Here is a 24,818-nt window from a genome sequence, read left to right on the forward strand (position 1 = left end):
TTGCTCAATGCCCGGTCTTCGGTCCGAAATTCCCGGGCATCTTGGGTGCCTGCACGGACTGGAAATAGAGCTGCCGTTCGAGGAGCTCCGCGATCAGCAGGATCGGCAGGGCATACCACGGGTGGATCCCCGCAACGAACACCGCGAGAATCGCCAGGGTGAATCTGGCGCGGAGGATCGGTCCCAGCGGTCCCGTTTGGAGCCGCGCGCTGTGGACATCCGGCGACCACCGCGCATCTTCGTCTTCTGCCAGCTTCAGCATCCTCAGTTCCGGCACCATCTTGAGCAACACCGCTGAAATGAAGAGGCCTGTGGCCAGCAGAGAGGGCGCGATGATCGAATGCCCCAGCGCGGCGAAGGAAGCGACGGTTCCGAAGAACCTCGCCGCACCGAGAGGGAACCTCCACAAGGAGCGCCTGGTGTCATGATAGATCATCACGCTGGTGAACACGGCCAGCAGACCGACCCCGATAGTTGAAAGGGTGGTGATTTTTTCCGCAAGCGGCAGCAGATCGGAGACAAGGGATGGCAACCGGAGCTTGGGAAAGTGTGGCAGCAGGGAAAATGCGACCAAGGCCATCGGGATGGGGGCGAACATCGAGAACATGAGGATCTCCCGCGACAGCCATGAGGTGCGCAGGCCGAGGAAAAAGCGCCATGCCTTGAGCGGTTGGCCCAGATGGAAAACGGAGGCTCCCATGCCGGCGAAGAAGATCGCGGTGCCGGTGAGGGTGATGGGAAGGTCTCCTTGGGAACTCATCAGCAAACCCGCTCCCGCCTGGGTGAGCATCAGCATGAAGACCAGGGGCCAATGCGCGTGCTGCGGCACGAGTGCCTCCACATCCGCCGCCGTGGCGGACAAGGGGACCTCGCGGCCGACATAGCGGGTCGTGGGAAGGGTGATGGACGATACCGGAATCGCGGATTGAGGACTGTGGGCCGTGGCTTGGAACAGGTCGCCGAACGTCGCTTTTTTCCGGGCTTCAGGACTCTTGTCCCTGGGCACCTTGATGATGCGGATCGCTTCGGTCGGGCAGGCTTGCACGCATGCGGGGGCTTCCCCTTCGGCGAGACGCTGGTGGCACATGTCGCATTTCCTGACGATGCCACGTTTCTTCGAATACTTCGGCACGTCATACGGGCACTTGAGGATGCAGTAGGAGCAACCGATGCATTGGTCATCCAGATGCCGGACGATGCCGGTGTCCTTCTCCTTTTCATACGCGCCCACCGGGCAGCCGTTCATGCACCCCGGGTCCGCGCAATGGTGGCACGCGGTGGTGACGGTCTGTTGCCAACCGGGCGTGTCCCTGCCTCCCAACAATGTGCCGACGTCGCGCCACGCCTCGTCATCGTCGAGCCCGTTTAGCGAGTGGCAGGCGGAGACACAGGCCTTGCAACCGGTGCAACGGTCGAGCGAAACCTCGAACGCATATTGCTCGCCTTCGCCTGGTTTGGTCAGAGGGATCAGGCTGCGGTAGTGGTCCGCCAGGTCCGGCTTGCGCTTGTGGTGGATTTCGGAAAAACGGGCGACGGGTGTCTGCAGCTGCTTCTGCTCGGCGAGGAGCCGGTCGATGAGGTTACCTTGCTCGATGTCCGGTTTCGCAGCACGTTTGACGGCTGGCAGGCGTGTGAGGGTGGCAGGCACTCGGTTGGGAATGGGAAGGAATGATCAGGCGACCGCGGAGACATCCAGCGACTCTTCCAGGAGCCTGCTCCAGCGGGCGAACGGTTCGTCGTAGTCGACGTCGCACTCGATGATCGGAACGAGGATTTCAGCACCCAGTTCGGCCATGCGGTTTTGGAAATCCCGGCCGCATTTGCAGAAATCCGGGTAGCCCGAGTCACCCAGCGCGAGCACGGAAAAAGACACGCCTGTCAGGGATGGGGCGTCCGCGGAATGAAGAGCGGCATGGAGCGCCGCCGCATTGTCCGGTGGCTCGCCGTCACCATAGGTGGAGGTGATGATGAGCACGCGTTCCGCCGCGGCGAGATCCGCCGGTGCGACACCCGCCATGTCCCGCAGGGTGGGGGAGTGGCCCTTCGCACCGAGAACCTTGACGAGTTTTTTGCCCAGTGCCTCGGAATTTCCTGTCTGGGATCCCCAGAGGATGGTGACGGGAACGCCGTTGCCCGTGATCGCAGGGACAGCTTCCACAGCCGCCGGTGGCATGAGGGCGGAGTTCAAGGCGTCTAGGTAGCCTTTGAGCCACATTTTCTGAGCCCCGGAGAACGGAGCGGTGGTGGGAACGGTGAGTGACATGACTGAAAGTGGTGTGGATGTTTCAGGCGGCTGCGATTTTCGACGGATCACAGAGTTCCACGAGTTGCTCGGGCGTGTGACGGTTCGCGAACCGGGTGAAGGTTTCGTCTTCGATCCGTTCCCGGAGATATGCCACGAGGATTCGCTCGATCAGTGAGGGCATTTCATCGGCGCGCACGGATTTCCATACCTCGCGGGCGATGGCCTGGGTGTCGTCCACCCCGCCGCCGAGCACGATGTTGTAGCCATCCACGCTGCCGCCGTCCTCGGTCTTCACCCGGGTGCCCATCATGCCGATGTCGCCGATGTAGTGTTGCGCGCAGGAGTTCTGGCAACCCGTGAGGTGGATGTTCACCGGCTGGTCGAGGATCATTTTCCGCGAGAGATGTCCGCCGAGGGCGATGGCGTTTCCCTTGGTGTCCGCCGCGGCGAACTTGCAGCCGCGGCTGCCGGTGCAGGCGATGAGGCCTCCCGTCAGCGTGTTGTTGCGGTGGTCCAGTCCGATGGCCTGGATGGCGGTGATGGCGGCCTGCAGGTTTTCTTCCGCGATGCCGGGAATGATGAGGTTCTGCCAGACGGTCAGGCGGATCTCGCTCCGGCCGAAAGCGTCCGCGATGTCGGCGAGCGCGTGCATCTGGGAAACCGACATGCGGCCGACAGGGGTGAGAACGCCGATGTAGTGCCTGCCGTCGGTTTGTTGATGGATGCCGAGGTGCCCGTGCTTGGACTTGGGGGCGGAGGGTTCGCAGTTCTCCAATGGAAACGAACGGAGTGCGAAGGTGAGTTTTTTCGCGGTCTCTTCCAAGGTTTTGGGAATGCCCCAGTCATCAACGAGGTACTTGAGACGCGCCTTTTTGCGGTTCGTGCGGTCGCCGTTTTCGATGAACACCCGGATGAGCGCGGCGGCGACGGGGATGGTTTCGGCGGGGGTGAGCAGCACTCCGCAATCCGTGGCGAACTGCTTGTGACCGGTGATGCCGCAGAGCTGCATGCGGAAATAGACACCGGGTTCGATGCCCATCTCGTTCGGACCCACCCGCACGGCGTAGAAACCGATGTCATTGGTATCCGCACAAACCGACACGGCGCCGCCGGAATCATAGGAAATATTGAACTTGCGCGGCAGGCCGTAGAGATCGCGGTTTTTCAGGATGTAGTGATGCATGGCGCGGGCGTAGGGCATCACGTCGATGAGTTCGGTGGGATCGAATCCGGTGGTCGGAGTGGCGGTGATGTTGCGGATGTTGTCCGCGCCCGCTCCTTGTGAAGTGAGGCCGAGGTCGCCGAGTTTCATCAGGATGTCCGGGCAGTTCTCCGGCATGATCTCCCGGACCTGCACGTTCGCCCGGGTGGTCAGGTCCACATGGCCCGGTCCCCAGTCCGAGGCGATTTCCGCCAGGCCGCGGAATTGATAGGTGCTGAGCGCCCCTCCGGCGATCCGGCAGCGCAGCATGAAACTCTCCTGTGCGGGGGTGACGAAAAACAATCCGTGGAACTTGTAACGGAAAACATCGCCATCCGTGGGAAAGCTGTTGGTTGCCGCGTTGGCGAGGATGGTGTCGTAGCAGTCCAATCCGTTTTTCTCATGCTTGATCTGTTCCTCGCGGCAGAGATCTTCGAGAGGGGTGCCATGGAGCATTTCCACCGCTTCGGACGGCTGGTGGGTGAATCGGTTGGACGCGTCCTGACCGAGGAACGGCAGGTCGCGTGCTTGAAGGATTCCCGTGACGAATCCGGAGAGGTAGGAGGTTTGTTCCTCGCTGAAGCCTGAGTTGTTGAAGTCGACCATGATGTTTCCTTTGCTTGGCACGGAAATAGCACCGGGCATGCCACCAAGGTTTTTGCGGAGACTTCGTGGAGCAATTGCATCCACACTGCGCATGAGTTTGGCTCATGAGTCGCTGCTCGGCTCATGAGCCGGATCGCTTCATGCCAAGACCGCCCAGGTGACGATCCATCCGGCGATCGCGATGAACGCGACGAGCTTCCAGAAGAGCAGGGGATTTCTCTGGGCGAATGGCAGCGGTTCGGCGGTGAGAAACGCGGGATCCGGATGGCGCAGGTTATGAATGAATTCCGACATCACCTCATGGCGGTCCTCACTCCGGATGGAGAGAGCCTTGCGCAGCACCGAGTCCATCCAAAGCGGGACCATGGGATTATGCGCCGCCGCGGGTTGATACGCCAGATTGTAGAAATCCCGCTGGGACGAGGCCCTCGCCCATGCTTTCCCATACGGATGGTGGCCACCTGTCAGGAGATGGTAAAAGATCACCGCGATGGAGAACAGGTCCGAACGGGTCGTGGCGGTGATGCCCAACCGGTATTCGGGCGCTGAGAAATCCAGGGTGCCCAGTGATGTCTCGCGCTTGAAGGGGGTGGCGATTTCCGCAATGCCGCCAACCTGGCAGGAGCCGTAGTCGATGATCTTGATGATGCCGGACGCATCCAGCAGGATGTTGTCCGGTTTGAGGTCCTGGTGAAGGGTGTCCCTCCGGTGAAGCGCCCGCACGCCTTCGACGATTTGTCCGACCATCTCCACCACCTGTTCGACAGGTGGTGCGGGGTTTTTCTCGCTCCAGCGTTCGAGTGTCATCCCGTCGATGGATTCCATCACATAGTAGAGAAAGCGCCTTGGGCGTGCCCGGCGGATCACCTTGGCAAGATGCGGGCTGTCGGTTCGTAGTCCGATCCATTCCTCCAGTGCGAATCGTTCGAGATACGCCGGATCGTCCTCGAAACTCACCGACGGGGTCTTGAGCACATAACTCCGGTTGGAATCGTCCAGATCGGAAACAAGATAGAGCTGTGAATTTTTGGAAGCGGAAATGAGACGTTCCACATGCAGTCCGTCGATGGATTGCCCGGGAAGCAGATCCGGCGGGATGGGCAGTGAAGACAGCTGGCGGAAGACATCATCCTTGTTGCCGTCCGGCAGGGATTTCACTTCCAGGAGAATACACGAACGGTTGTCCTGGCCTGCCCCTGCGGCGGACCCCAGCATATCGGCGCAGTTCTGGGAATCGGTGTTCTGCCGGATAAGGGCCTCCATGTCCTGGCGCGAGAGCTCTCCATGAATCCCGTCGGTCGTCAGCAGGTAGCGGTCCCCGGTTTCCAGCGGAAAGGTGTGATAGTCGATGCGTGGCGATGCCGTGAGACCCAGCGCTCTCGTGAGATAGCACGTATCCGCCGAAACTTGCGACGCGTGGTCCCGGGTGATCTGTTCCAATTCCCCACCACGAAACCGGTAGAGCCTGCTGTCACCGATGTGAAAAACATGTGCGGTCTGCGATTTGAGGATGACTGCGGTGAATGTCGTGACGCAGCCTTTTTCCGCATCCCGGAAGCCCTGTCCCTGGGAGAAGAGCCAGCGGTTCAGCGCGGTGAGGACCCGCTGTCCGGCGGTTTTCACCTCCCACGACTCCGGGGTCTCATAGTAGTCGGAGATGAACCCGATCACCGCGGACTCCGCCGCTTCCTTCCCGGCGCTCGCGGCTGACACTCCGTCCGCGATGCAGGCGACGATGCCTTTCGTGGGCAACAAGGCCGCATCCGGGATGTGGACGCCGAGGCAGTCCTCGTTCTGTGGTTTCGGACCGGCGGAAGTGAAAAGGCCGGTGCCCAGCTCGATGCGACCGGTGAGATGCATGGATGTGAATCAATCTGAGGTTTCGACCACGGAATGCACGGAAAATCAGGATGGGATACAATGATCCGATAAAAAGCCGTCTTCTTCCAAGGTTTCCCTTCCGTGTGCTTCGTGTGGCCCGTGGTCCAGATCCCCCGGTTGTCAGGCGACCTCGATCAACTGAACCGATCCATCTTCCGCCACTTCGGAGATATGACCCTTCGGTTCGGAAAGGAAACAGGAAGCCACAAGTCCAAGAACCGATGACGCGGCGATGACCATGAAGAAGGTGGGTGTGCTGACGAACGAGTAGATGGTCAGGAAAATCACGCCGCCGACGTTTCCGTAGGCCCCGGTCATGCCCGCGATCTGTCCGGTCATGCGCCTCTGGATGAGAGGCACCATGGCGAACACCGCGCCGGTTCCCATGTGGACGAAGAGTCCGCAGCCGATGGTCGCCGCCACGGCGAGCGCGAGCGGCCATGTGGAATCGATGCGGGAGATCAGCAGATAACCGATGGCCAGTCCCGCGAGTACGACGAGCATGGTTTTCCGGCGGCCGAACTTGTCGGAGATCCAGCCGCCGCCCGGCCGGGCCGCCACCGTGATGGTTGCGAATCCCGCGGAAATGAGGCCGGCCTTGATTGGTGAGAGGCCGAAGGTATCGGCGAAGAAGCCCGGCAACATCGACACCACCGCCAGCTCCGAGCCGAACGTGATGAGGTAGTTGATGTTGAGGATCGCGACCTGCTTGAAGGGGTAGCGTTGGAATTCCGGCACTCCCCCCGCTTTCAGCATCTCGGCATTCACCCGGTAGATCTGCCAGGCCTGCACAAGGAAGAGAACGAACAGGACGCCATAGATGGCGTTCACTGCGGCGTAGGGCAGGAGCTTGACTCCGGCGGGCGAGAGTTTCCACGCGAGCGCCGCGAGGGCGCCGAACATCGGGAGATTCATCACCAGGAGGAAGACGAAGTCACGCGGGGTGGAGACTTCCAGTCCACCGGATTTCTTCGGCTTGAAATAGGTGGCACCCTTCGGGGTGTTGCGGATGACGCGGTAGAAGAAGATGCCGTAGAGAAAGGCGAATGCTCCGGCGCTCATGAACGCATACCTCCAGCCTTCTTCACCACCGTAGATCAAAGCCACGGTAGGCAGGACGATGGCTGCGGCGGCCGAGCCGAAATTCCCCCAGCCGCCGTAGATCCCCTCCGCCAGGCCGACCTGCCGTGCCGGGAACCACTCTCCGACCAGGCGGATGCCGATGACAAACCCCGCTCCTGCGAAACCCATGAGAAACCGGGTGAGCGCGAGCATTTCAAACGAGCGGCTCAGGGCGAAGAACGTGCAGAGGACGCCCGAGATCATCAACAGCAGCGAGAACGTGATCCTTGGGCCGAACTTGTCCACCAGGATGCCGATGACGATCCGCGCGGGAATGGTGAGCGCCACATTCAGGATGAGCAGCGCCTTCCACTGTGCGTCCGTCATGCTGAATGTTTTGACCAACGCTCCCTTGAATGGGGCATGGGCGAACCACAGCACGAAGGTCATGAAGAATGCGAACCAGGTGGTGTGCAGCGTGCGGATGGCGGGTGCCTTGAAGTCGAGCAGGTTCAACTGCCCGTTGTTGCGTGCGAATGAGGACATGGGATGAAAAGTGTTCGGAGAGGATCAGTCGTTGGTACCGCTCATGCCGCCACCGAGGCAGGATTCGGCGGCATGATAGAGATCTTCACGGAAAATCCGGGAGAGCGCGCCGCAGGTGCCTTCGGGGATGGTGCCGGCGTTGCGGAGCTCGGACAGGACCCAGGACGCCTTGTCCATGGTCGGACGGTTCAGCGAGTCTCCATGGAAGATGTGGAAACCGTTGGAGCTCACGCGGTCCACGCCCGAGTCGAAGATGGGCCCGAGGCTGTTCCTCAGGACCTCGGGCGAGGCTCCTGTGTATGCCTTCATCGCCAATATGGAAATGAGCTGTTCCCGGAACTCCGGTTCCTGGCACATCCGGCAGGATTCCAGCAGAGCGGCAACCAGCGAGATGGATTCATCCCTCTGTTCGCAAAGGAAATTTCCCGAAACGATCAGGATCTTTTCCGGATGTCCGCGCGCGATTTCAGCGGAGGTCACGGGGCACCAGCCCTTTCCTGTCAGGATGGACTCGGAATTCCATGGTTCGCCCACGCAGTAGCCGTCGATGTGGCCTGCCGCCAGCGAACGCGGCATGAGGGCGGGTGGAAGGAAGATGATCTCCACATGCTCCGGCGCGATCACGTTGTGACGGCTGAGCCAATTCTTCAGAAGAGTGTAGTGCGATGAATAGCGGTGGGTCACCGCGAGTGTGAAAGGGCGTTCTTTTTTCCAGCCGTAGTTCAGGAAGTGCCGCAGTCCTTCTCCCCGGCCGATCTTCTCCGGACCGATTTCGGTGGACAACGTGACGGCGTTTCCGTGGAGGTTCAACACCATCGGCACCGCGACCTCGCAACGCATTTCGTTGATACCCAGCCCGAGGGCCAGTGCGATTCCGGCGATGGATTGGGCGGCGTCCAGGTGACCATAGATCAATTTGTCCCGCACGCTGGCCCAGCCGAGTTCGCGGGAGAGCTCCACATCCAGCCCATGCCGCCTGAAGATGCCCATCTCCTGCGCCACGGCGATGGGCGCGCAATCGCTGAGCGGAACAAATCCCAGGCGGACCTTGGAACTGCTTGGGAATCGGTGGATAGGAGCAACCATGCGAGCGGATTAAGCGGCTCGGATGCCAAGGTTTTTAAAAACCATCAGTTTGAATACTATTCACTTCATGGTAGGATGAGCAGGATTAATCCATCGGGGGTTCAGGATTGGCCCCAGGGGCTTGCCGCTTGCCTCCTCCGTGATCTCGTTTATCGAATACCATGCGCAAAGTTGGCAGTGATGACATTCTTGGACTGATCCGGCGGGCGGCGGCAGCGGCGGAATCAGGAATGGATCGCATGAGGCATGGACTCTCGCACAGGTTGGGAACGAATCCCGCCCGGCAGATCGCGGCCTATGCCGGGTATGGGACGGGGGAGGGGATCCATGTGAGCGGGCGGGTGCTGGCGAACGCTCCATACGGAGGGCCGCTCGAACATGACGGGTGGTGGGAGAATCTCGCCAACACCTATCGGCGGTGGGAAAGCGACGAACTGCCCGGAGCATTGGTGACGCTGCGTTTTCATGACGAGGAAATCACGGTGACCACCGACGAGGAGGGCTACTATCGCGCCACCTTTGGAAGCGCGGTGGTCCCATCGGAGGAGTTGCGATGGCTGAAGGTGGAGGCCCGCACTCCGGGGGACGCGGTCGAGATTGTGGCCGTGCACGGAGTCATGCTGCCGCCCACCCAAGCGGAATTCGGCATCATCAGCGATCTGGATGACACGGTGATCCATACCGGGATCACCAGTCTGCTGCTGGCCGCAAAGCTGACCTTCTTGGAGAACGCGAAGACCCGCAAGCCGCTCGACGGCGTGGCGAAGCTTTATGAATCCTTCCAGCGGGGACTATCCGAAAGGCCGGTGAATCCGCTTTTCTATATCTCCAGTTCGCCGTGGAACCTGCACGACCTGCTGATGGATTTCCTGCGGCTGAACGAGATTCCCACTGGGCCGCTTTTTCTACGGGATCTGGGATTGGATCGGACGAAGTTCATCAAGGGCAAGGGGCATGGGCATAAGCTGCAGCGGGCATTGGACATGATCGATGCTTATCCATTGCTGCCGTTCGTATTGGTGGGGGATTCGGGACAGGAGGACGCTTCCATCTATGCCGAAATCGCGAAAATCCGCCCCGGCAGGATCAGGGCGATTTATATCAGGGATGTGGATCCGGACCATGAATCCGAAAGGGATGCCGCCGTCCATGCCGCTGTGAAGCTCGCCGCGACGTGTGACGTGCCCATGATCCTCGCGAAGGACAGCCAGGCCATGGCGGAACACGCCCGATCCATCGGGCTGATTCCAGCGGAAGCGGAAGGAGCGGTGGAAGAGGAGGTGGTGACGGACAAACAACTCCCGGAGACAGGGGAGCAGGCTGTCAAAGATGCGGTGGAATCCGTTCTTCCAGAGGCGATGGAACCCAAGTGACGCCAGGAAGTGGAATTCGAACAAGGAGAGGCGGACTCTGATCCGCCGCCGCCCATGGCCGACAATGAATCGCGCCTTTGCCCATCCCATTGGCATTTCATGGGCTCCGGCGGATCAGAGTCCGCCGCTCCTTGACCTTCGCGCTGAAACTTCTTTTGCATTCACAAAAAAGCCACCGACGGGTATCGCCGGTGGCTTTTCGAAATCAGCGGGCCGGGATCAATCCAGCAGCTTCGGATTCTTCTGGTAGGTGGTCCAGAGAAGTTCTCCGAAGATCGTGTTCGCCCAGGCGAACCACGAGCGGGTGAACTTCTTCGGGTCGTCCTTGTGGAACGCCTCGTGCATGAAGCCGGTGTCCGCGTGGGTCTTGCGGAGGGTCTCGATGCAGCCTTTCAGTTCGGCGTCGTCGGTGGCGGTGAGGGCCTGGACGATCACGCCGAGCGGCCAGATCATGTCCACGCCGACGTGTGGTCCGCCGAGTCCGTTGGCGGCCTTGCCGATGCACCAGTAGGGATTCTGGTCGGAAAGCAGCAGTTTGCGGGTGTTCAGGTAGATCTCGTCGTCCTGCTTCACCGCGCCGAGGTAGGGAAGGGAGAGGAGGTTCGGGATGTTGCCGTCGTCGGTGCAGTAGAAGTTGCCGAAGGCATCCACCTCGAAAGCGTATACCTTGCCTCCTTTCGGATGGTGGACGATGGCGTGCTCGGCGAGCGCTTTCTCCACCTCGTCCGCGAGGGCGCGGCACTCGCCGGCGAGTTCCTTGTCCTTGACGATTGTTTCCACCATCTCCGCCGCCTGGCGCAGGCTGACCATGGCGAAGAAGTTCGATGGAATGAGGAAGGGGAAGATCGTCGCGTCATCGCTGGGGCGGAAGGCGGAGTAGATCAGGCCGACGGGCTTCGCCGGGTTCCCGTAACCCCGGCCGGGCAGCGAATCGGTCGCATACTCGGTCTTGCGCATGAAGTGGTAGGGTCCCTTGCCGTTCTTGCGTTGCTGCTCGATGAACGTCTTGAGCGTGAGCTTGATGGCCTCGCGCCATTTTTCATCGAATGGGGAAACGTCGCCGCAGGTCTTCCAATACTCGTAGGCGAGGCGGATGGGGTAACAGAGCGAGTCAATCTCCCATTTCCGCTCGTGCACGCCGGGTTTCATGTCGGTCATGTCGTCCTTCCAATGTCCGTCAACCGAATCGTTTTCATAGAAAGCGTTCGCGTAAGGGTCCTTCAGGATGCAGCGCGTCTGGCGGTTGATGACGCCCGCGATGAGATCCTTGAGCGGCTTGTCTTCCTTGATGAAGTGGAGATAGGGATAAACCTGTGCCGAGCTGTCGCGCAGCCACATGGCGTCGATGTCGCCGGTGATGACGTAGGTGTCCGGACGGCCGTCGATCATCTTGAACTCGACGGTCGTATCCAGAGTGTTCGGGAAACAGTTTTCGAACAGCCAGCCGAGTTCCTTGTTGCCGACGGAGGACTTGAATTTTTCGATCGCGGCATCGATGGCGGCGCTCTTGAACTTGCGCTTTTCGACAGGCGTGCGGACTACGGGAAACGCGGCATCCGCGGCGTGGACGGATGGAGCGAGAGCCAGCGCGGAGGCTGCCAATGCGGTGCGTTGCATGAAATTGCGGCGGCTCCAGGTGGACCGGTCGCGGGTGTCGGGTGTTTTTTCTGGGTTCATGTCAAATAGGGTGTGAATGCTGGGTCAGGTAACGGCCGGATCGGACGGCCGGTTTCAGGGGAGTGGCGAAACTCCCCGATTGTGGTGCGGTTCGGATGGGCTGGAACGATCTTATTTTCCCGCAGGCTTCGCGAGTTCCGTCATTCCGCCGTGCGGCAGGGCTTCCGGATGGGTGGCCCACTTGTGGTCGGTGGTGGAGCGCATGTCGAAGGTGAGTTCGCCGCCGCTGATGATCTCGCCATGTTTCAGCCAGGTGCGGTCGAAGGACTTGCCGTTGAAGAACCCATCGCCGATGTAGGGGCGCTGCGGTCCGTTGTTCTTCGTGTTGATGACGAACTGCTTGCCGTCCGGCAGGTTGATGGTGGCCTTGTCAAACAACGGGCTGCCGATGAGATACTCGTCGGTGCCGGGACACATGGGGTAGAAACCCATGGCGCTGAAAACATACCAGGCGGACATTTGTCCGGTGTCCTCGTCGCCACAGAAACCATCGGGGGTGGATTGGTAGAGCCGGCTCATCACCTCGCGGGCGCGGGCCTGGGTCTTCCACGGCTGGCCGACGTAGTTGTAGAGATAGATCATGTGCTGGATCGGCTGGTTGCCGTGGGCGTACTGGCCCATGTTGGACGCCACCATCTCGGTCATTTCATGGATCATCTGGCCGTAGGTGCCGACCTTGACATCCGGCGGGGTGTAGAAGACCTGGTCGAGTTTCTTACCAAACGCCTCGTCGCCGCCGAGGTGCTTGATCAGGCCGGGAATGTCCTGGAAGACACTCCATGTCCAGTGCCACGAGTTTCCTTCGGTGAAGGGACCGCCCCACTCGGTGGGATCGAAGTTTTCGCACCAGTTGCCGTCCGACTTCCGTCCGCGGACGAAGCCGATGGAGTCGTCGAGCACGTTCTTGTAGTTCAGCGCGCTCTTGGAGAAGGCTTCCTGTTCGGCGGTCTTGCCGAGGCTTTTGGCCATTACCGCGGCACAAAAATCGTCATAAGCGAACTCGAGTGTCTTCGCGGTGGATTCCTTGAACTCGGGATAAGGCACATAGCCCTTGGTCTTGTAGAACTCCGCGCCATCGCGGCCGATGGATTTGCAGTTGGCGGGGGCCTGGGTGTTCGCGTCGTGGACCATCGCGGCGAGCGCCTTTTCACCATCGAAATTGCGGATGCCCTTGACCCATGCGTCGGCGAACAGGGAGAAGGCGTGGTTGCCGATCATGCAGTCGCGGTGGCCGGGACTGAGCCATGAGGGCAGGTAGCCGCTCTGGTCATACGCGTTCAGCATGCCCTGCATGATCTGTCCGCTGATTTCCGGGAACAGGATGTTGTACAAGGGGTGTGAGGCGCGGAAGGTGTCCCAGTAGCCGGTGTCCGTATAGAAATAGCCTTCGTGCACCTTGCCGTCGAAAGGACTGAAATAGACCGGTTTGTTCGCGGCATCATACTCGAAGAACGAGTGCGGGAAGATCACGCTGCGGTAGAGCGCGCTGTAGAACGTGCGCCGCTGTTCCTCCGTTCCGCCGTCCACCTTGATGCGGCCGAGGGTCTCGTTCCACTTGGCGGCGGCCTGCTTGCGGACCGCTTCGAAGTCGGACTTGCCGATCTCGCGGTCCAGCGTGATCAACGCCTGCTCCGGACTGATGTAGGACGAGGCGACCTTGCAGCTCACGACCTTGCTGCCGCTGGTGTCGAATTTCAGATAGGCACCCACGTGCTTGTCCGCGAGCTTGGCCTGGCCTTCCTGGATCGCATCCGGGGTCCAGGTGCCGTGGGCGGTGAACGGACGATCGAATACGATGACGAAGTGGTTGGCGAAATTCTCCGGAACACCACCGTTGTTGTTGCGGCAGATGCCGACGATCTTGTTTTCGCCGGGGATGATCTCCACCGAGGAATTGTTCGCGAACGCGTCGAGCACGACATAGGAATCGCCCGCTTCGTCGAAGGTGAACCGGAAGCTCGCGCAGCGTTCGGTGGGGGTGACCTCCGCGGTGGCTTTCGCGGTGTCGAGGTGGACGCTGTAGTAGCCGGGATTCGCGATTTCATTCTCATGGCGGAATTCCGACGCGCGGTCGTCTTCCTTCACGACGAGTTTGCCCGAAACCGGCATAAGCGAGAAATTCGCATAATCCGCGATCCACGGGCTGGGCTGGTGGGTCTGGCGGATGCCGCGGATTTTGTTCTGACGGTAGTTGTAGTAGAACGGATCCTTCGCCTGCTGGGTGTAGGGAGCCCAGACGTTCATGGGGAAGGGCAGGGCGATGGCGGGGAATGTGTTGCCATGCGAGAAGCCGCCGGTGGAGTCGGTGCCTTGCAACGGATTGGCAAGCTCGACCAGGGATTTTTCCGCGGCGGATGCCGGGAACATCCCCAGTACCGAGAGGACGGTGAGGATAAGGGTGGGTTTCATGGTAAGGTATGGATTTGATGGTTACTTCAGCTGGTGCAGCGCGTAGGCGTAGGCACCGATGGCCACGGCCTCGCTGGTGCCGAGGCGCGACATTCCGACACCGACGCGGGGCATCGGGTCGTAGTTGAGTTTCTCGCCTGTTCCCGGCACGACGATCTCCCGCTTGTCTCCTTGGAGGAAGGTTGCGAGCTGCGCCGGGTCCTCGAGGTTGAAGGCCTGCTGGGCGAGCCGGCGGAATGGCTCCCCCTTCGGACTGGTGTAGCTGCCGTTCATCTCATCGACGATGGCCGGGAGAAACAACGGCCAGGCTCCCGACACCCCGCCTCCGATGACGGTGAGACCGTCCAGGAGGGTGGTGGCGAGCGAGACGACGTCGCCGACCGTTTCGCCGAGCCGGCGGAACGATTCGATGGCGGCGGCCTGGTTTCCTGCAATGCCGCCGGTGCCGATGTCGTAGATGGTTTTGGGATCCGGGGATTGCTCGAACGGGGTTCCGGTCAGTTCCGCATAGGCACGTTTCACCGCGCGGATGCAGGCGCCTTCTTCGGCGTTGGTTTCGGGGTGGAGCTTGTGGCGCATCAGCCAGATTTCCCCGGCGCAGATGTTGTCACCGCCGAAGAGTTCTCCATCGCGGACGATGCCGCCTCCCAGACCGGTGCCGAGCGTCACGCCGAAGAGGTTTTTATACCGTTTCGGACTGCCCGCTTTTTCCAGCAGGGAATTCACGTGTGGCAGGAACCCGGCGATCGCTTCTCCATAGGTGAAGAGGTCGCCGTCGTTGTTGATGAAAACGGGGATGCCGAACTTCGCCTCCAGCATCGGACCGAGGGGGATGCCGCCACGGAAGCACGGCAGATTTCCGAGATCCCCGATGATGCCACGGGCGTAGTCGGTGGGGCCGGGGAATGAAAAACTGATCGCCACCGGGGCATCCGGCAGGGAGTTTTTCACCCGCTCGAAGCCATCCACCAGCGTCGCGAGGCAGCGTTCGAGGTTGTCCGCGTTGGAAGGAACCGAGAACGGCCGGGTGACCGCCTCATTTCCCCGGATGGCGGAGAATTTGAAATTCGTTCCGCCCGCATCGAGCGTCATCACGATGCGGGAGTCGTCAGCGAGCTTCGTGGTCATGTCGGATGATGTCGCTGTCTGGAATCAATGGCCGCCGCCGACCCTGACCGTGTCACTCTCGCTGCCCTTCGCCTTGGGGGCGAAGAAGCCGAAGAAGATCAGGTAGAGGTAGCCGAACAACACGATGCCCAGCGAGGCGCGGATGCCGTAGGTGTCGGTCAGCCAGCCTTGTGCCAGCGGCATGATGGCACCGCCGACGATCATCATCACCAGCAGGGAGCTGCCCTGGCTGGTGTCCTTGCCCAGACCGCGGATGGAGAGGCTGAAGATGTTCGACCACATGATCGAGTTGAAAAGACCGATGCCGAGGATGGACCACAGGGCGTAGGAACCGTGGGTGCACATCGAGAAGATCGTGAGCGCCGCCGCGACGAGCGCGAACAAGCCGACCATCTTGCCCGCGCTGGAGCGGCCGAGGTAGAAGAAGATGAAGCTGAGCACGATCAGGCCGATGAACGGCAGGATGTCGGCGGGATGGAGGTGCTGGCCGCTGGTGAGGTATTCCTTGCCGCTCGCGCAGGCGTAGATGATGGCGGTGGAGATCACCGCGGCGAGGATCATGTAGGGCAGCTTTCGCGACTGTTTCACATCACCCAGCGAGATGGCGCCCATCAGGCGGCCGATCATCAATCCGCCCCAGCAGAAGGACAGGTACTTGGCGGACTGGCTTTCCGCCAGACCCATGACGCCCGGATCCTTGAGGTAGTTGATGAGGATGCTTCCGATCGTCACCTCGCTGCCGACGTAGAAGAAGATCGCCAGCCAGCCCCACACGAAATGCTTGTGCTTGAATGCGGTGATGCCGGGCTCGACCTTGCCGTCCTGGGTGAAATTCGGCAGCGAGATCAGCTTGAAGATCACGGCGATGACGACAAACAGCACGCCCAGGCTGACATAGGGCATCTTGAGCGAGTCCAGACCGACCTTGTTGGCACCCTTGAAGACATCCGATCCGAAAATCAGGATGCCACCGATGAACGGTGCGATCACATAGCCGAGGGAGCAGAACCCCTGGGCCAGGTTCAGCCGCGACGAGCCGCTTTCCTCGGGACCGAGGATCGTGACGTAGGGATTCGCCGCGATCTGGATCACCGTGATCCCGGCGGCGAGCACGCACAAGGCGCCGAGGAACAGGGAGTAGAGATGGTATTCCGCAGCGGGATAGAAAAGGAAGCACCCGACCCCGGCGATCACCAGTCCGAGAACCAGGCCGTTTTTATAGCCGATCTTGTTGATCGGGTCGCCCTTGGCGGCGGAGATCAGGAAGTAGATGAGCGAGACGATGAAATAGGCACCGAAGAACGCGAACTGCACGAGGTTCGCCTGTGTCTGGTTCAGGGAGAAGTCCTCCTTGAATTTCGGAATGAGGAGATCGTTCAAACAGGTGATGAAGCCCCACATGAAGAACAGGGCTGTGACGGCGGTGAAGGCGAAACGATTGGTGGATCGCGCTGGCGTGGTGGTCATGGGTTGTGATCTGGGTTCTGGGTATATGGCAGGTCCTCCGGGCGGGGTGCCATTCAAAGACATTCGAACGGCTCTTGTGAAGCCATTTGGAATCCAATGCCTGTCAGGCCGCCGCGTGGAGTGGAGCCGATGCTTATGGATCAAACGGCCAATTCCAACCATTTCGTGGTCGGGCCGCGCGGCATTTTCAATTAGGCGCGATCCGGGTATCGGCTGGCGCGATTCGTCTATTGCGGCAGGTCGTCACGGAAAGCGGGGAATCCGCGGGCGGAACGCGCGGGGAAGCCACCGGGATTCTCTTGGAAAAAATCATTGGAATAATTTCAGATGGTGCAAGTCTCATCCGATACAAGACGAACATGGCTAGGACCCTTGTTGATCTTGTCAACCCACCAACCAACAAAAAGCCAATGAAAACCAGCAACGCCCTCGTGGCCGCCGCCCTCGCCGGAGTCTTCGCCGCCGGAACCACCCTCGCCCAGAACACCCAGGTAACCGGTTCGCCCGTCGCCGCTGAGAAGGAGAAGGATGACTGCCCCGGCAAGGACAAGGGAAAAGACAAGGAGAAGAAAGAAGAGGAAAAGATCCTGAACGGCAAGGAGAAGGACGACTGTCCGGGCAAGGACAAGAAGGAAAAGGACAAGGATAAGGAAGAAGAGAAGGTGATGAAGGACAAGGATAAGGACGATTGCCCCGGCAAGGACAAGGATAAGGGCAAAGACAAGGAGAAGAAAGAAGGCGAAATTCTCTGATCATTTGCGAAACCCCGTGGTGGCTTCCGCCATCGCGGGATTTCTTTTTTGAACAATGACAGCCTCGCGATTCACCGGCGGTGTGGAACTGGCGACGGGCATCGGCCTGCGTTCGCCGCATTACAAACACATCCTTTCGGAAAAACCGACGGTCGGCTGGTTTGAGATCATTTCGGAAAACTACATGGTCGAGGGAGGGCGTCCGCTCGAGGTGCTCGACATGATTCTGGAGCAATACCGTGTGGTGCAGCACGGGGTGGGGCTCTACCCGGGGAACGCGCACGGGGTGGACCGCGATCATCTGAAGCGGCTCAAGCGCCTCATCAGGCGGACGAACACCCCTTGGATATCGGACCATCTCTGCTGGGGAAGCATCGATGGCAGCATGAGCCACGATCTCCTGCCGATTCCATTCACCTTCGAAGCCGCCCGGAAAACCGCGGCGAACCTGCGCATGGTGCAGGATTTCCTGGAAGTGCCGCTCGCGATGGAAAACGTGAGCAGCTATGGCGAGTTCAACGGTGACGAGATGACCGAGTGGGAATTCCTCGCGGAAGTCTGCGAACTGGCGGACGTGGGGATCCTTTTGGACGTGAACAATATCTTCGTCTCCTCCGTGAACAACGAATTCGACCCGATGGAATATGTGGATTTCGTGCCGCCGGAACGCGTGGCCCAGATCCACATCGCGGGACATTCGCGCTACGAGCGGTTCATTGTGGACACGCATGACCACCCGGTGATCGATCCGGTGTGGAAGCTTTATGAACGGGCCATCGAACGCTGCGGCCCGGTGGCGACATTGTTGGAGTGGGACGGGCGGATTCCTTCCTTCGAAGAGGTATGGACGGAAGCCCGCAAATCAGAAACCTGGCGCGCTTCGGCACTGGCGAAAAAAGGAGACGATGCGGCCGCTTGAACAAACGCAGCGCGAGTTTTTCGCCGCCTTGCAAATGCCGCTGCGTGGCAGGAGCCGCCGCAGCACCGAACTGCCGCCATCGGATGAAGGACACTCCGCCGGGTTTCTGGCAAAGGCGGATGAGCTTATGAAGGCCGGTTCCAATCTCTCGTCCGCCGAACGGTTGGAGCTGTATCACCGGCAATATTGGTTCCGTGTGTTGGATTCCATCGCCGAGGACTTTCCCGTGCTGCGGAAAATGGCGGGAGAGGAAATCTTCTGGGCGCTGATGGAAGCCTACCTGCTGGAGTGTCCCTCCTCGAGTTTCACCCTCCGCCATCTCGGCAGCCGCGTGGCGGATTTCACCGCGGAGTGGGAGGTGATCGATGAATCACGCCGCCGCTGGTTTTCCGCGATCGCACGGCTGGAGTATGCGGAGATGGAGATTTACGAAGCCGCGGAATGGGAAGCTGTCCCACCGGATCAACTCGCGGGCGCGACGCTCGGTTTGCAGCCCCATGTCAAACTCCTCGCGCTGCCGGTGGAAGCGGACCTGTGTAACGATTGGGAGAGTTTCTCCCCGATACGCGAGACACCGGTGCATCTCGCGGTCTGGCGCGGGGAGAATGGCGGTGCGATCCGGTGCAGGCTCGATCCGGTGGAGTTCGAGCTTCTCACGAGACTCCGGAACCACAGCACGCTTGCCGGCCTGTTTTCTGAACCAACGGAGCGGGAACCCGAGCCGCAGGATGTTTCATCCTGGTTCGCCAACTGGCAAAGCCGTCGTTGGATCGCCCTGCCGCCCGCTGCCGATGTGGAGGATTTCGCCGTGGTGTCCCACCGGAGCGTCAAAGATGTGGACTGGAGCCGCATCGATAAAATGGGCTCGCAAGCAAGGGCGATGGAGGATTAGTTGGACGTGGAGCGGCTGTGGACCCCCGCCGCATGAGATCATGAGCCTTCGCGAACGTTTTCTGAAACTGTGTGCCAGGACGGGAGTGCCATCCGTTATCTCATCCGACGCATGGGCGGTGGTCGAATCACGCTACTCGGAGCCTCACCGGCACTATCACGACTTGAGACATATCGGTTCGATGTTGGGGGAAATGGATATGGCCCGCACCGGCGACATCGCGATGGAATTCGCCATCTGGTTTCATGATGTCGTTTATGACCCCAAGGCCCGCGATAACGAGGCACAAAGCGCCGTCTTGTTCGAATCGATATTGGGTGGCCATTTGAACCGCAATCTCGCCGAAACGGTGGTGAGATTGATCCTCGCTACGGATCACTCGCGTGAGAAGACAGGCCGGGATGATGAGGCCCTCATGCGGGACATCGACCTCACCATCCTCGCCTCCGCAGATGATGAGTATCTGGCATACGCGTCCGCCATACGCCGGGAGTATGCGCACGTGGCGGATGAGGATTTCAAAGCCGGTCGCCGCGCGGTTTTGGATCACTTTCTGGCCAAGCCTGTTTTCGAGACAGAATCTTTTTCCCACAAGGAGGAAGCAGCTAGGGAAAACCTGGAAGCCGAACGGAAGAAGCTGTTCCCGGGAAATTGAAATCAGCGCGAGCCAGGGTTTGTCCGCAGACCGGGGATGGCTGGAGCGGACGATTCACGAATCCGATGCTGCCATGGCATGCAGCCTCTTATTCCACGTTCTGCACCTGCTCGCGGATTTTCTCCAATTCGGTCTTCGCCTCGACGATGGTCTGGGCGATGGACGCGTCATTTGCTTTCGAACCGATGGTGTTGAACTCCCGGAACAACTCCTGACAGAGGAAATCGAGCGCGCGGCCGGGTGGCTCGGACGCCTGGACGTATTCACGGAATTTCACGAAGTGGGAGTCCAGGCGGGTGATTTCCTCGCTCACGTCGCAGCGGTCGGCGAAAAGCGCGATCTCCTTGGCGACACGTTCGTCGGTGGGGTCGAGTTCGAGGCCGACGTCCCTCAGGCGTTTCGTGAGCAATTCCCTCTGCCGCTTCGGACGGCCCGGAGCCTCGCTTTCGATCCTGCGGACGTAGGAATGCAGGACTCCCAGACGCTCCCAGAAATCCGCTTTCAGGTGTTCTCCCTCGTTCGCGCGCATCGCGACGAGTTGCGTGAGAGCGTCACCGAGGGCTGGTTCGATGGCCAGCCAAGCGGCCTCCACATCGATCTCCCTGGTTCCGGTGGAAATAATCCCGGGCTGCCGCAGGAAGTCCGCGGCGGTGGGGGGGACGGGGTAGCCGACCGTCCGCCCGAGTTCGCCAAAGGCTTTGGAAAACGCCAGGGCGAGAGCGGCGTCTATCTTGAACTCCTCGGCTGTGGCTTGATGGGGAGTCACCGTGATGGATACCTGCACCCGGCCGCGCGAGACCGCGGCGAGCACCGCCTTGCGGATCCGGGTGTCGAGCTCGTACAGCTCACGCGGCGCCTGAAGGACCACCTCCGACTGCTTGCGGTTCACGGAACTGATTTCCACCCCGGCCTGCCATGCGTCCGTCGTGGAGGAACCCCGGCCAAATCCTGTCATTGAATGCATGGACGGAGGCTCATGGGTGATGGGCCGTTGGTCAATCGGGAAGCGAATCCGGGGGTGGGGTCATTTCACGATCTTGGTCCGTACAGGCGGAGGGTGATTTCCGCGACCCGTCTTCCCAAGCACTCCGCGGTCAACCTGTCTTCCGCGTTCGGGGTCTCCGTCGGAGGTTCGAACAAGGCCTGGCCGGCGGCTCCGGCGAAAAAGCCGAGGCGGTTGATGCCTTCGCCGGAAACAGGAGATTGTGCGACTCCCACCCAGATCATGCCGTGCTGGAGGGCGAAGGTGGCGCAGGTGGTGAGCATGTTGCCCTTGTCCCCGGCGGGCAGGCCGGAAACGGTGAACGCGGCCCCCACCTTGTCCACCCACCGCCGCCGCAGGTAGCGCTCGCTGGTGGTGTCCATGAACGATTTCAACTGGGAGGAAACGCAGCCCATGAACGTGGGCGAGCCGATGATGATCGCGTGCGAGGCATCCAGATCCGACAGGATTTCCTCATTGAGCCAGCGTCCTTCGTGGATGTCTGTCCCGAGGATCGCGTGTTCATGGACGACCACTCCTCCGACGGAGGAAGCCCCGAGTGCGACGGCTTTCCCCATGGCCGCGGTGTGTCCATTGGGGGAATGGGTGACGACGGAGACGACGGGCGGACCGGAACGGGATGAAGGTGCCTGGAGTGAGGGTGGGTTCATGGGCGGGTGGCGTCGGGGGTGGGGTGGATGTCGTGTTTGAAGTGATGGCAGGCGAGGTGGAATCCTTTGGAATGGTAGAGCCTGTGTGCGGGATGGAGGGTGAAACCGCTGTCAAGCTGGACATTGTTGCAGCCCGTTTCACGGGCGTGGCCGATGATCCATGACAACAGCGCCCCGGCATTTCCGCGGCCCCTTTGGCTGCCAGCGGTCACCAGGTCGTCGACATAGAGGAATTTGCCCCAGATGAGGAATTCGGTGATGCGGTAGCCGGCCACGGAGGTGATCACTCCGCCCTCGCGGACGGTCACCATGCGGTAGCCCTGGATTTCCTGGCGGCGGACCTGGGGGAGGAAATCATCCTTCTTCAGATGTGGACGCAGTTCGGAAATGACTGCGAAACAGGCATTGATTTCGTCATCGGTGGCGGGGTGGTGGATTTCCATGGGGTATGGTTTCAGGGAGTGGTGTCTTTTTCGTTCCCTGCCACCATGGCAAGCAGTAGCGCGGCGGAAGCGGATGAGAAGACCGAGTAGTCGAGCGGTGCCTTGATCCCGAGGGAAATGATCATCGCCAGCCCGAATGCGAGAAGGAGCAGACAGGAAAGGAGGGCGACGTGAACGGTGAGCCGGGGAATGAGCAAGCCGATGCCCAGCAGTATTTCCGCCGTTGTGGCCGTCACCGCCAGCGGTCCCTGCACGAAGTTTGGCAGGAATGTGTTGAGCGATGCCGAGTAGGCGGCGAAGTTTTCCCAATTCCCCCAGACGACACCGCCGGCTCCGGGGGCACCCCAGAGGCCGAAGCGATCCGCAACGGCGGAAAGGAAGCCTGCGGAGAGGGCGATCCGGGCGAACCAAAGTGCGGGAGGGAGAATCCGGGATGGAATTTGCATAGGTGGCGGCATGGAGTCCGGCAAATGTGGCAACAGACCGGTTTATCCTGAAGTGCCACTATGACTATTTTCATTGAACCACAAAAGCCGACCTTACCGGTGGAGAAGCCGGAGCCGGCCGTGCTCTCTTCCGCTTGCCAGCACCCTCTTTTAGCCTGATCCTCCGCGCATGGCGAAGGTGTTGGTAGGACTCTCAGGCGGCGTTGATAGCGCGGTCGCGGCGGCGCTGATGGTCGAGCAGGGCCACGAGGTTGCGGCGGGATACATGAAAAACTGGGTGAACGATGAAGGAATTCCCGGCGATTGCCCGTGGGAACAGGACATCGAGGATGGCCGCGCCGTGGCGAAGTCGCTGGGTATCGAGTTCCGGGTCATCGACCTCATCGATTCCTACAAGGACCGCATCGTGGACTACCTTGTGGAGGGCTACCGCTCCGGGATCACGCCGAATCCCGACGTCTGGTGCAACCGTGAGATGAAATTCGGCGTCTTTCTGGACTACGCGCTTTCCCAGGGATTCGAGCACGTCGCCACCGGACATTACGCCCGCCATCGGATTCTCCCGAGCGGCCAGGCTGCCATCCTGCGTGGCGCGGATCCGAACAAGGACCAGAGCTATTTCCTGTCCCTCATGACCCAACAGCAGGCGGCGCACGCGTTGTTTCCCACCGGGGAAATGCTCAAGCCGGAGGTGCGGGAGGTCGCGCGGCGCTTCAATCTCCCCGTGGCGGAGAAAAAGGACAGCCAGGGAATCTGTTTCCTCGGACAGGTGAAGATGAGCGACTTCCTCCGTCACTATGTCGCCGACACACCGGGTGAGATCGTTGATCTCTCCGGAAAAGTGCTCGGTGAGCACCGCGGTCTCCACCTCTACACCCTCGGCCAACGGAAAGGCCACGGAGTCGCCTCGCCGCGTGACGGCATGGCCTATGTGGTCGTTGGGAAAAATCCGTCCAAGAACCAGCTCATCGTCGGTTGGGATGATCCCGAATCCGCAGGACTCTATATCACCTCGTGCGTCGTCGGAACCATTTCCACCCTGAACGAACCCTTCGATAAAAAGCGCCCGGTCGAAGCCCAGCCCCGCTACCGGGCCAAGGCGGAATCCGCCGTGCTGGAGCCCTTGGAGGAAGGCAGGGTGAGATTGAAATTCCAGCGCCCGCAACGGGCCATCGCCCCCGGCCAGATCTGCGCCTTCTATGATGGAGGACGGTTGCTGGGGGGAGGGGTGTTCGAGAGCACGGAGTGAGGAATGCAGGGGGCCGTCATGGCAAGTCCATCCATTCGGGAAACCGTTGTTACTTCGGCCCGAATCGGTAAACGGTCACCACCGCCGCATGGTCGGAGGGCCAGGGGTTGTCCACGACGGGGGAGATGTCGCAGCCCCATTCACCGATGGTTTTGCCCGCTTTTCCGGCGAAGACGCGGGAAGTGATGGGCCGGATGCCCTTCCCCTTGTGGAAGATGTAGTCGATGCGGTCCTGTGGTTCGCCTTCCTTGTGGATGGTTGACCAAGTGGTGCCGGGCGTTTCGACGGGATCCGGATGCAACAACCGGAAGGAATCCACGAGTCCGGCTTGGAAGGGGAGGACTGTGGCCGGCCACGGCATGGAGGTGATGCCCGGGTGGCTGGAGGTGGTTTTTTCCACCCGGTCGAGATGGGAGGGCGAGTTGAAATCGCCTGTGAGGAACACAGGGGTGGCGTCGCTTTGGGCGAGGTGGGTGGCCATGGATTCCAGGATGCCGGTGATCTGCCTGGTCCGCTGTGATTTCCGCTCCTCCGCCATGACCTGTTCCGAAGTCGAACCCGTCGGTCGGGCGGCGTAGGGACCGTAATGCCCGGCATCCAGATGGATGTTGAAGAGGATGAAATCGTGGCCGGGTTTCCCATCCATATGGATCTTCGCCGCGACGGCGCGCGCCGGGTCGATGCCACCGACATCGAATGTTTCGAGAATCGGATGGCGGCTGACGATCTGCGCTCCGCCCGAACCGGATTTCGCACGATGGAATCCAAGCTCCGCCGCGAGTTTGTCGGCGGTTTCCACGGAACATTCCTGCAGCCCGATGACATCCGCACCGGCCTCCTTGATCGAAGCAACCGCTTTTGTGATGCCGCCATTGACTTTGGTGAATTGGTACCAGCAGTTGAAGGTCATCACGGAAAGCTCGGCACCTTTTTCTTCCGCACCCGCGCCAGGGGTGAAAAATGTGGAGAGGAGCAGCATCGGAAAAATCAGGCGCGTGTTCGTCATGTCGGGATTCTAGGGGAGAAAAAACCCGCAACACACGGTAAATCCGGACCTAGTCACAAGTCGGAGCAGCAGGAGTGTTTCGTCTGAAAAATGGAAAAGCCCATGGGAAACGCGGAGCGTCT

Annotated in this window: 21 protein-coding genes; 6 read left to right on the top strand and 15 right to left on the bottom strand. The window is 60.5% G+C overall.

Annotated elements, in window-relative coordinates:
- Positions 1-4: 4 nt before the first annotated feature.
- From JIN84_RS16510 to JIN84_RS16535, 6 genes are all read right to left on the bottom strand, one after another.
- Positions 5-1,648 (bottom strand): DmsC/YnfH family molybdoenzyme membrane anchor subunit, encoded by a 1,644-nt coding sequence (locus tag JIN84_RS16510; protein ID WP_200352173.1) that lies wholly within the window; start codon positions 1,646-1,648, stop codon positions 5-7.
- A 24-nt stretch (positions 1,649-1,672) separates the two neighbouring features.
- Entirely contained in the window at positions 1,673-2,263 is a 591-nt protein-coding gene (locus JIN84_RS16515; protein WP_200352174.1) for a flavodoxin domain-containing protein, read from the bottom strand.
- Between the two features lie 22 nt (positions 2,264-2,285).
- The gene (locus JIN84_RS16520; RefSeq protein ID WP_325099613.1) at positions 2,286-4,073 is read right to left on the bottom strand and encodes a NirA family protein; all 1,788 of its coding nucleotides are present in this window, start codon (positions 4,071-4,073) and stop codon (positions 2,286-2,288) included.
- Between the two features lie 117 nt (positions 4,074-4,190).
- Positions 4,191-5,912: a bifunctional protein-serine/threonine kinase/phosphatase gene (locus JIN84_RS16525; RefSeq protein ID WP_200352175.1), complete on the bottom strand. Its 1,722-nt coding sequence runs from the start codon at positions 5,910-5,912 to the stop codon at positions 4,191-4,193.
- Positions 5,913-6,053: 141 nt separating this feature from the next.
- On the bottom strand, positions 6,054-7,541 hold the full coding sequence (locus tag JIN84_RS16530; protein ID WP_200352176.1) for an MFS transporter: 1,488 nt from the start codon (positions 7,539-7,541) through the stop codon (positions 6,054-6,056).
- Between the two features lie 24 nt (positions 7,542-7,565).
- The gene (locus JIN84_RS16535; RefSeq protein WP_200352177.1) at positions 7,566-8,627 is read right to left on the bottom strand and encodes an ABC transporter substrate-binding protein; all 1,062 of its coding nucleotides are present in this window, start codon (positions 8,625-8,627) and stop codon (positions 7,566-7,568) included.
- A 161-nt stretch (positions 8,628-8,788) separates the two neighbouring features.
- Between JIN84_RS16535 and JIN84_RS16540 the strand changes: the two genes are divergently transcribed.
- Complete coding sequence (locus JIN84_RS16540; RefSeq protein ID WP_200352178.1) at positions 8,789-10,000, top strand: App1 family protein phosphatidate phosphatase; 1,212 nt, start codon at positions 8,789-8,791, stop codon at positions 9,998-10,000.
- Between the two features lie 219 nt (positions 10,001-10,219).
- Here the strand turns inward: JIN84_RS16540 and JIN84_RS16545 are convergent, their stop codons facing one another.
- The 4 genes from JIN84_RS16545 to JIN84_RS16560 form a co-directional block, all read right to left on the bottom strand.
- Positions 10,220-11,677 (bottom strand): glycoside hydrolase family 125 protein, encoded by a 1,458-nt coding sequence (locus JIN84_RS16545; RefSeq protein WP_200352943.1) that lies wholly within the window; start codon positions 11,675-11,677, stop codon positions 10,220-10,222.
- Positions 11,678-11,788: 111 nt separating this feature from the next.
- Complete coding sequence (locus JIN84_RS16550; RefSeq protein WP_200352179.1) at positions 11,789-14,086, bottom strand: GH92 family glycosyl hydrolase; 2,298 nt, start codon at positions 14,084-14,086, stop codon at positions 11,789-11,791.
- Positions 14,087-14,107: 21 nt separating this feature from the next.
- A complete protein-coding gene (locus tag JIN84_RS16555) occupies positions 14,108-15,214 on the bottom strand; it encodes an ROK family protein (RefSeq protein ID WP_200352180.1) in 1,107 nt (368 codons plus the stop codon).
- A gap of 24 nt (positions 15,215-15,238) precedes the next feature.
- Positions 15,239-16,681 (bottom strand): sugar MFS transporter, encoded by a 1,443-nt coding sequence (locus JIN84_RS16560; RefSeq protein ID WP_200352181.1) that lies wholly within the window; start codon positions 16,679-16,681, stop codon positions 15,239-15,241.
- 410 nt (positions 16,682-17,091) lie between these two features.
- Here JIN84_RS16560 and JIN84_RS16565 point away from each other — a divergent pair, with 410 nt between their 5' ends.
- The 4 genes from JIN84_RS16565 to JIN84_RS16580 are packed head-to-tail and all read left to right on the top strand — an operon-like array spanning position 17,092 to position 19,899.
- A complete protein-coding gene (locus JIN84_RS16565) occupies positions 17,092-17,433 on the top strand; it encodes a hypothetical protein (RefSeq protein WP_200352182.1) in 342 nt (113 codons plus the stop codon).
- Positions 17,434-17,488: 55 nt separating this feature from the next.
- Entirely contained in the window at positions 17,489-18,352 is an 864-nt protein-coding gene (bufB, locus tag JIN84_RS16570) for an MNIO family bufferin maturase (RefSeq protein WP_200352183.1), read from the top strand.
- Positions 18,339-19,244 carry an HvfC/BufC family peptide modification chaperone gene (locus tag JIN84_RS16575; protein ID WP_200352184.1) on the top strand — a complete coding sequence of 302 codons (906 nt, stop codon included), beginning with the start codon at positions 18,339-18,341 and terminating at the stop codon, positions 19,242-19,244. The genes bufB and JIN84_RS16575 overlap by 14 nt, the downstream gene beginning before the upstream one ends.
- A 40-nt stretch (positions 19,245-19,284) precedes the next feature.
- Entirely contained in the window at positions 19,285-19,899 is a 615-nt protein-coding gene (locus tag JIN84_RS16580; protein WP_200352185.1) for an HD domain-containing protein, read from the top strand.
- An 88-nt stretch (positions 19,900-19,987) separates the two neighbouring features.
- On the opposite strand, the gene JIN84_RS16585 is transcribed toward JIN84_RS16580, so the two are convergent.
- The 4 genes from JIN84_RS16585 to JIN84_RS16600 form a co-directional block, all read right to left on the bottom strand.
- Positions 19,988-20,863 carry a YicC/YloC family endoribonuclease gene (locus tag JIN84_RS16585; protein WP_200352186.1) on the bottom strand — a complete coding sequence of 292 codons (876 nt, stop codon included), beginning with the start codon at positions 20,861-20,863 and terminating at the stop codon, positions 19,988-19,990.
- 65 nt (positions 20,864-20,928) lie between these two features.
- On the bottom strand, positions 20,929-21,552 hold the full coding sequence (locus JIN84_RS16590; protein WP_200352187.1) for a flavodoxin family protein: 624 nt from the start codon (positions 21,550-21,552) through the stop codon (positions 20,929-20,931).
- Positions 21,549-21,995: a GNAT family N-acetyltransferase gene (locus JIN84_RS16595; protein ID WP_200352188.1), complete on the bottom strand. Its 447-nt coding sequence runs from the start codon at positions 21,993-21,995 to the stop codon at positions 21,549-21,551. Before JIN84_RS16595 ends, JIN84_RS16590 begins: the two co-directional genes overlap by 4 nt.
- Positions 21,996-22,006: 11 nt before the next feature.
- On the bottom strand, positions 22,007-22,441 hold the full coding sequence (locus JIN84_RS16600; protein ID WP_200352189.1) for a DoxX family protein: 435 nt from the start codon (positions 22,439-22,441) through the stop codon (positions 22,007-22,009).
- A gap of 169 nt (positions 22,442-22,610) precedes the next feature.
- Here JIN84_RS16600 and mnmA point away from each other — a divergent pair, with 169 nt between their 5' ends.
- On the top strand, positions 22,611-23,690 hold the full coding sequence (mnmA, locus tag JIN84_RS16605; RefSeq protein WP_200352190.1) for a tRNA 2-thiouridine(34) synthase MnmA: 1,080 nt from the start codon (positions 22,611-22,613) through the stop codon (positions 23,688-23,690).
- Between the two features lie 49 nt (positions 23,691-23,739).
- Here mnmA and JIN84_RS16610 read toward each other — a convergent pair whose 3' ends face one another.
- Positions 23,740-24,696 (bottom strand): endonuclease/exonuclease/phosphatase family protein, encoded by a 957-nt coding sequence (locus tag JIN84_RS16610; protein ID WP_200352191.1) that lies wholly within the window; start codon positions 24,694-24,696, stop codon positions 23,740-23,742.
- Positions 24,697-24,818 lie beyond the last annotated feature (122 nt).

The organism is Luteolibacter yonseiensis (genome assembly GCF_016595465.1).
Classification (GTDB): Bacteria; Verrucomicrobiota; Verrucomicrobiia; order Verrucomicrobiales; family Akkermansiaceae; genus Luteolibacter; species Luteolibacter yonseiensis.

Excerpts from the sequence above, each read along its gene's own strand:
- JIN84_RS16525 (WP_200352175.1), bottom strand. The coding sequence starts at position 5,912 with ATGCATCTCACCGGTCGCATCGAGCTGGGCACCGGCCTTTTCACTTCC.
- JIN84_RS16530 (WP_200352176.1), bottom strand. The coding sequence starts at position 7,541 with ATGTCCTCATTCGCACGCAACAACGGGCAGTTGAACCTGCTCGACTTC.
- JIN84_RS16550 (WP_200352179.1), bottom strand. The coding sequence starts at position 14,086 with ATGAAACCCACCCTTATCCTCACCGTCCTCTCGGTACTGGGGATGTTC.
- JIN84_RS16595 (WP_200352188.1), bottom strand. The coding sequence starts at position 21,995 with ATGGAAATCCACCACCCCGCCACCGATGACGAAATCAATGCCTGTTTC.
- JIN84_RS16545 (WP_200352943.1), bottom strand. The coding sequence starts at position 11,677 with ATGAACCCAGAAAAAACACCCGACACCCGCGACCGGTCCACCTGGAGC.
- JIN84_RS16585 (WP_200352186.1), bottom strand. The coding sequence starts at position 20,863 with ATGCATTCAATGACAGGATTTGGCCGGGGTTCCTCCACGACGGACGCA.
- JIN84_RS16590 (WP_200352187.1), bottom strand. The coding sequence starts at position 21,552 with ATGAACCCACCCTCACTCCAGGCACCTTCATCCCGTTCCGGTCCGCCC.
- JIN84_RS16575 (WP_200352184.1), top strand. The coding sequence starts at position 18,339 with ATGCGGCCGCTTGAACAAACGCAGCGCGAGTTTTTCGCCGCCTTGCAA.
- JIN84_RS16560 (WP_200352181.1), bottom strand. The coding sequence starts at position 16,681 with ATGACCACCACGCCAGCGCGATCCACCAATCGTTTCGCCTTCACCGCC.
- mnmA (WP_200352190.1), top strand. The coding sequence starts at position 22,611 with ATGGCGAAGGTGTTGGTAGGACTCTCAGGCGGCGTTGATAGCGCGGTC.
- JIN84_RS16515 (WP_200352174.1), bottom strand. The coding sequence starts at position 2,263 with ATGTCACTCACCGTTCCCACCACCGCTCCGTTCTCCGGGGCTCAGAAA.
- JIN84_RS16555 (WP_200352180.1), bottom strand. The coding sequence starts at position 15,214 with ATGACCACGAAGCTCGCTGACGACTCCCGCATCGTGATGACGCTCGAT.
- JIN84_RS16600 (WP_200352189.1), bottom strand. The coding sequence starts at position 22,441 with ATGCAAATTCCATCCCGGATTCTCCCTCCCGCACTTTGGTTCGCCCGG.
- bufB (WP_200352183.1), top strand. The coding sequence starts at position 17,489 with ATGACAGCCTCGCGATTCACCGGCGGTGTGGAACTGGCGACGGGCATC.
- JIN84_RS16565 (WP_200352182.1), top strand. The coding sequence starts at position 17,092 with ATGAAAACCAGCAACGCCCTCGTGGCCGCCGCCCTCGCCGGAGTCTTC.
- JIN84_RS16580 (WP_200352185.1), top strand. The coding sequence starts at position 19,285 with ATGAGCCTTCGCGAACGTTTTCTGAAACTGTGTGCCAGGACGGGAGTG.
- JIN84_RS16535 (WP_200352177.1), bottom strand. The coding sequence starts at position 8,627 with ATGGTTGCTCCTATCCACCGATTCCCAAGCAGTTCCAAGGTCCGCCTG.
- JIN84_RS16540 (WP_200352178.1), top strand. The coding sequence starts at position 8,789 with ATGCGCAAAGTTGGCAGTGATGACATTCTTGGACTGATCCGGCGGGCG.
- JIN84_RS16610 (WP_200352191.1), bottom strand. The coding sequence starts at position 24,696 with ATGACGAACACGCGCCTGATTTTTCCGATGCTGCTCCTCTCCACATTT.